The sequence below is a fragment of the Actinosynnema sp. NPDC023658 genome, from assembly GCF_040639995.1.
GTDB lineage: Bacteria > Actinomycetota > Actinomycetes > Mycobacteriales > Pseudonocardiaceae > Actinosynnema.
In genome coordinates this window covers 332-6,392 of sequence record NZ_JBFAAX010000331.1, presented here as the reverse complement: position 1 = coordinate 6,392, position 6,061 = coordinate 332, and the positions used below count along the sequence as shown (strand labels likewise).

6 protein-coding genes are annotated in these 6,061 nt (G+C 72.4%); 4 read left to right on the top strand and 2 right to left on the bottom strand.

Translation table 11 applies throughout. The features are described from left to right. From AB0G02_RS25580 to AB0G02_RS25570, 3 genes are all read left to right on the top strand, one after another. Positions 1 to 538, top strand: a 538-nt coding sequence (locus AB0G02_RS25580; RefSeq protein WP_360798177.1) for a WecB/TagA/CpsF family glycosyltransferase, incomplete at its 5' end; no start/stop codon positions are given. 2 nt (positions 539 to 540) lie between these two features. After that, a complete protein-coding gene (locus tag AB0G02_RS25575) occupies positions 541 to 2,583 on the top strand; it encodes a glycosyltransferase (RefSeq protein WP_360798175.1) in 2,043 nt (680 codons plus the stop codon). A gap of 218 nt (positions 2,584 to 2,801) precedes the next feature. After that, on the top strand, positions 2,802 to 4,322 hold the full coding sequence (locus AB0G02_RS25570; RefSeq protein WP_360798173.1) for a serine/threonine-protein kinase: 1,521 nt from the start codon (positions 2,802 to 2,804) through the stop codon (positions 4,320 to 4,322). A gap of 41 nt (positions 4,323 to 4,363) precedes the next feature. Here AB0G02_RS25570 and AB0G02_RS25565 read toward each other — a convergent pair whose 3' ends face one another. Next, positions 4,364 to 5,149: an enoyl-CoA hydratase/isomerase family protein gene (locus AB0G02_RS25565; protein WP_360798171.1), complete on the bottom strand. Its 786-nt coding sequence runs from the start codon at positions 5,147 to 5,149 to the stop codon at positions 4,364 to 4,366. Positions 5,150 to 5,273: 124 nt separating this feature from the next. Between AB0G02_RS25565 and AB0G02_RS25560 the strand changes: the two genes are divergently transcribed. Next, positions 5,274 to 5,693 (top strand): GNAT family N-acetyltransferase, encoded by a 420-nt coding sequence (locus tag AB0G02_RS25560; protein ID WP_360798169.1) that lies wholly within the window; start codon positions 5,274 to 5,276, stop codon positions 5,691 to 5,693. A 169-nt stretch (positions 5,694 to 5,862) separates the two neighbouring features. Here the strand turns inward: AB0G02_RS25560 and AB0G02_RS25555 are convergent. Next, positions 5,863 to 6,061 (bottom strand): hypothetical protein (locus AB0G02_RS25555; protein WP_360798167.1); only part of this gene is annotated, 199 nt, incomplete at its 5' end.

Here is a 6,061-nt window from a genome sequence, read left to right as displayed (position 1 = left end):
GCAGGACAAGGCGGCTGCCAAGGCGGCCTCCAAGGAAGCGTCGAAGGCTCGGCGCGCGGCATCGAAGGCGAAGCGCAGCCAGATCTTCGAGGCGCCGGGGCTGCTGGTCGTGGGCACGGACTCGCCGCCGTTCGGGTTCGACACCTCCGCCGAGGCGACCGCCGAGACCGTGGCCAGGGTGGTGGACGCGAAACCGGACCTCGTCCTGGTCGGCCTCGGCTTCCCCAAGCAGGAACGCCTGATCAGGCTGCTGCGCGCGGAGCTGCCGCAGACCTGGTTCCTCGGCTGCGGCGCGGGCATCCCGATGGCCGCGGGCGAGTTCCGGCGCGCGTCGGGCGTGGTGCAGAAGCTGGGCGCCGAGTGGCTGCACCGCCTCGCGCTCGAACCGCGCCGGCTGGCCAAGCGCTACCTCCGCGACGACCTGCCGTTCGCGTTCCGACTGCTGGGCGGCGCGCTGCGCACCCGGTTCCGCCGCCCGACCACCGGAGCCGGCAACCAGACGCCCGCCGCCGGCGTCGGCAACCAGACCGGGGAGTAGAAGTGCCGCTTGCCGTCGTCGTCGTGACCTACCACAGCGCGGAGGTCGTCGAGGACTGCCTGAAGTCGGTCGCCGTCGCGTTGGAGTCCATCCCGGACAGTCGGGTCGTGGTGGTGGACAACGCTTCCGCCGACGACACGCTGGAGATCGTCGCACGGGTCGCGCCGCACGCCCAGGTCGTCGCGCGGGCCACCAACGACGGGTTCGCGGCGGGCGTCAACGCCGGGTTCGCCGCCGCGCCGGACTGCGACGTGCTGGTGCTCAACCCGGACGTGCGGCTGCACCGGGACGCCGTCACGCTGCTGCGCGCGGCGTTGGCGCTGCCCGGCACCGGCATCGCGGTGCCCCGCCTGGCCGACGTCGACGGCACACCGCAGCTGTCGTTGCGGCGCGCGCCGACCCCGTTGCGGGCGTTGGGCGAAGCACTGCTCGGCGGCACGCGGGCCGGCCGGTCCGAGGCGTGGGGCGAACTGGTGGTCGACCCCGTCCGGTACGAGACGGCCGGGACGGCGGACTGGGCGACCGGTGCGGCGTGGCTGATCTCGCGGGAGGCGCGCGAAGCCACCGGTGTGCTGGAGGAGCGGTACTTCCTGTACTCGGAGGAGACCGGGTACATGCTGCGCGCGGGCGAACGCGGTTACGCCGTCCGCTACGAACCGCGGGCACGGGCCGTGCACATCGGCGGTGAGCAGTCGACGTCGCCGGTGCTGTGGTCGATGGCCACCACCAACCGGGTCCGCCTGGTCCGCGAGCGGCACGGCCGGTCGGCCGCGTTCGCCATGTGGTGCGCCGTGCTGCTGAACGAGGTGCTGCGCGCGCCGCGCGGCGTGAAGCACCGCAAGGCGGTGGCGGACCTGGTGCGCTGGCGGCGGTGGCCCGTCCGACCCGACGCGGGCGGCGGACCCGGCTGGGTGTGCTTCTCCGCGCAGGACTGGTGGTACCACAACCGGGCGCACTCGGACTTCCAGCTGATGCGGTCCATGGCGGCGCACCGCCGGGTGCTGGTGGTCAACAGCATCGGCATGCGCATGCCCACCCGCGGCAACAGCACGCACGTGGCCCGGCGCATCCTGCGCAAGCTGCGCAGCGTCGCCAAGTTCGTGCGCAGGCCGATGCCGGACTTCTACGTGATGTCGCCGCTGCCGCTGCCGTTCTACGGCTCGCCCACGCTGCGCAGGGTCAACGCCGTACTGGTGCGCGCCCAGGTGCGGCTGGTGTCGCTGTTCCTCGGGCTGCGCACGCCGGTGATCATGGTGACCATCCCGACCGCGTGGGACGTCGTCGCGCCGATGCGCCGGCACAGCCTGGTGTTCAACCGCTCCGACCGGCACTCGGACTTCCCCGAGGCCGACCGCGCGTCCATCGAGGCGCTGGAGAACCAGCTCCTGGCCAACGCCGACCACGTCGTCTACGTCAGCCACGCGTTGATGGACGAGGAGCGGCCGAGGACCGGCGAGCGCGCCCACTTCCTCGACCACGGCGTGGACGTCGACCACTTCACCGCGCGGCCGGAGCCGGAGTGGCCCGCCGACGTGCGCTCGATCCCGGGGCCGCGGATCGGGTTCTTCGGGGCCCTCGACGACTTCGTGGTCGACTTCGACCTGCTCGAACGCGTCGCCGCGGAGCTGCCGGACGCGTCCCTGGTGCTGATCGGTGACGCCACGCACCCGATGGAGCGCTTCGACGCCTACCCCAACGTGCACTGGCTGGGCTTCCGGCCGTACGACCTGATCCCGGGCTACGGCTCGGCGTTCGACGTGGCGATCATGCCGTGGCAGGACAACGACTGGATCAAGCGGTCCAACCCGATCAAGCTGAAGGAGTACCTGGCGCTGGGCCTCCCGGTCGTCAGCACCGACTTCGCGGAGCTGGCGGCCTACACCGACCGCGTCCGCGCCGCGACCACCCACAGCGCCTTCGTGGACGCCCTCCGCCACACCCTCGCCACGGGCCCCCTCCTCCCGCCGACGGCCCTCCGCGCCTCCGTCCACCCCCACTCCTGGCACGCCCGAACCCGCACCCTCCTCACCCTGACCACCCCCTGACCCCGCGCGTGTCCTACCTCCAGACCGCGAGAGTCCTACGCTCAGGACGCGAGAGTCCTACGCTCAGAACACCTGAGTTGAACGCTCGGAACACGCCGAGCCGGTCCTGAGGCACCCTCGACTGCACGAGCCCGCCGGAGGTTGCGCGGCTGTGTGCTGCGCCGCGAACCCGGCCGTCTTGACCGAACGGGGTAGCCGGCGCATCTAGTGTGGGTGTCGTGCAGCCACTGCCCCCGAACGCCCCGTCGCGGATCGGCGACTACACGCTGCTCGCCGCACTCGGCCGCGGCGCGATGGGGTCGGTCTACCTGGCGCGGTCGCGCGGCGGGCGGCCGATCGCGGTCAAGGTCGCGCGGGCCGAGCTGGCCGACAACCCGCAGTTCCGCGAGCGCTTCCGTCGCGAGGTCGAGATGGCCCGCGCGGTCGGCGGCTTCTGGACGGCCACCGTCGTCGACGCCGACCCCGACGCCGACCGGCCGTGGATGGCCACCGAGTACATCCCCGGCCCGAGCCTCCAGCAGGCCGTCCAGGACCACGGCCCGCTGCCGGACCGCGCCGTGCGCCGCCTCGCCGGTGGCCTGGCCGAAGCGCTGGTCGCGATCCACGGCGCGGGGCTGGTCCACCGCGACCTCAAGCCGTCCAACGTGCTGCTGGCCGACGACGGCCCGCGCGTCATCGACTTCGGCATCGCCCGCGCCCTGGAGCACTCCGCGCTGACCGAAGCGGGCATCGTGTTCGGCACCCCCGGCTACCTGTCGCCGGAGCAGGTCATCGGCCAGAAGATCACGGCCCAGAGCGACGTGTTCGCGCTCGGCTCGGTGCTGGTCTACGCCGCCACGGGCGGTGGGCCGTTCGGCGAGGGCGCCACGTCCGCGCTGGTCTACCGCGTGGTGCACCAGGAGCCGGATCTGTCCCGCGTCCCGCCGAGCCTGGTGCCGCTGATCGTGCCGTGCCTGGTTCGCGAACCGACCCACCGCCCCACGCCCGGTCGCCTGCTGGAGCTGATCGGCCCGCCGTCCGCCGAACCGTCCTGGCTGCCCGCGCGCATCCGCACCATGGTCGAGCAGCGGCACACCGAGCTGAGCAAGCTGCCCGCCAAGCCGCCCACGCGGGTGATGCTGGAGGACCCGCCCGCCAAGCCGCCGACGGTGGTCGCCCCGCCGCAGACCAAGACCCCCACCCCGGTCCCCGTGCCCGCCCGCACGGACGTGGACCGCAACGAGGTCCGGCCCACCGGCCTCCGCTTCAAGACCTCCCGCGCCGTGGGCCTGAGCTGGGGCGGCGTGAACGTGCTGGCCGCCGTCGTCACGGCCTCCATCGCGGACCCGGCCGCCGGCGCTCCGGACGCCGTCCGGGCGGCCGCCTTCGTCGCGTTCGTGGCCTGCGCGATCGCCGCGATCCGGCTGCTGGTCGGCGTCGCGCGCGCGCCGCTGACCCTCGACGTCGGCCCCGACGGCATCACCCTGTCCAACGGCACGGAGTCGCGCCGCCTCCCGTGGTACGCGATCGCCCGCGTCAAGGTGGACCCCCACCACGCCCGCCCGTGGCTCATGGTGTGGCTCGTCGGTGCCGCCCAGACCCCGGCCACGCTGGGCCGCGGCAGCTTCAGCCGGCACAAGGGCGGCCTGCGGGTCTACCCGATCTCGCACGAGCGGTACCGCAAGCGCCGGGACCGCGACGTGGTCGAGCTGCGCTCCGCCCTCGCCTGGTACGGATCCGCCGCCTACGACCCCCGGTAGGGCACGCGTGGACAATCAAGAGGAGCCGGGGCCCCGCCGGGTCAACGACCGCTGAACGTCGCCTTGCCCGGCCCGTCGGCCAGGAACGACCGCACCGCGCCGCGCAGGTCCTCGGAGTCGAACAGCTCGGCCGCGATCGCGGTGACGTGCTCGTTCGCCTCGGCCACGCCGCCGTTCTCGAAGTGCGCCAGCACCCGCTTGGTCGCCGCGTGCGCCAACGTCGGGCCGGTCGCCAGCGCGTGCGTGAACTCCAGCGCGGCGTCGTCGAACTCCTCGTCCGGCAGCACCCGGTTGACCGCGCCCCAGCGCTCCATCGTGGCCGCGTCGTAGCGCTCGCCGGTCATCACGAACTCCTTGGCCCGCCCGACACCCGCCCGCGCGGCCAGCCGCTGCGTGCCGCCCATGGTGGGGGTCAGCCCGACGACCTTCTCCACCAGCCCGAACGTCGCCCGCTGCGCCGCCAGCACGATGTCGCACGCCATCGCGACCTCGAACGCCCACGTCAGGCACAGCCCGTGCGCGGCGAACACGGTCGGGAACGGCAGCGCGGCCACCCGGTCCGGCAGCTCCAGCATCCGGTCGAACAGGGCCTTGGCCTGCGCGGACGTCTTCTGCGCGGCGAACAGCCCCACGTCGACACCGCCGCTGACGACCTTGCCCTCGAAGCGCACCAGCAACGCCCTCGCGGGTCGGTCCTCCAGGTCGTCGAGGGCCGCCTCCAGCAGTTCCTGCAACTCCGCCGTGTAGAGGTTCAGCGGGGGAGCGTCGACCGTGAGCACGGCGGGCCCGGTCGCGTCCCGCTCCAGGCGGACGAGTTGCGCTGCCACGCGGCGGGACTTTACACGCGTCCGGCGTGCGGAAAACCACGTGCCCGAATGGCCCAACGCGGGTGAAAATCCGCCGATGAGTTCCTGGACAGTCCAGCCCGAGCCGTTCGACAGCCCGACCGCCGTGGCCGTGATCCGCAGCTACTTGACCGACATCATCGCCCGGTACTACGGCCGCCCGGCCACGCCCGCGGAGGTCGACCAGGCGATCTCCGACGACCCGACCGACGACCTGGCGGGGTTCTTCGTCGGCCGCCGGCACGGCGAGGTGCGAGGATGTGTCGGGTTTCGCATGGTCGGGGCCCGGACGGCCGAACTGAAGCGGATGTTCGTCGAACCGACCGCCCGGGGCACCGGCGGGGGAGCGGCGCTGCTCGCGGCGGTCGAGGAGGCCGCTGTCTCATTTGGCGCTTCGGCCATCCGCCTCGACACCCGTACTGACCTGGTCGAAGCGCGGGCGTTGTACGCCCGGCACGGCTACCGTGAGGTGCCCGCGTTCAACGACGACCGCTATGCGGACCACTGGTTCGAAAAGCGGCTATAGGGGCCATCGGGTTCCCATATCACTGTTGTGATGTGTCTCACTTGACACTAAATGAACGCCCCAGTTGAGTATGTGGCGAAAGTCGGCCGCGGAATGAAATGGGGATCAGTCCAGTGGCTTTCGCCGTTGAGTTGACATTTCGTGATGCGCGCCAGGTGCGGAGATCCATTCATCTCGCGCACCGGGAATATTGGCGTCCGCTCGCCGAGCAGGGTGTGCTCGTCGGGACCGGCCCCTGGGCCGATGGTTCCGGCGTGCTTCTGATCGTGCAGGTGCCCGACGACGCCGCGGCCATGGGCAGGAACGGCAGGATCCGGCCGTGACCGGGCACGTCCAGCGCGCCGCTCACCGGGTCGATCCACTCGGCG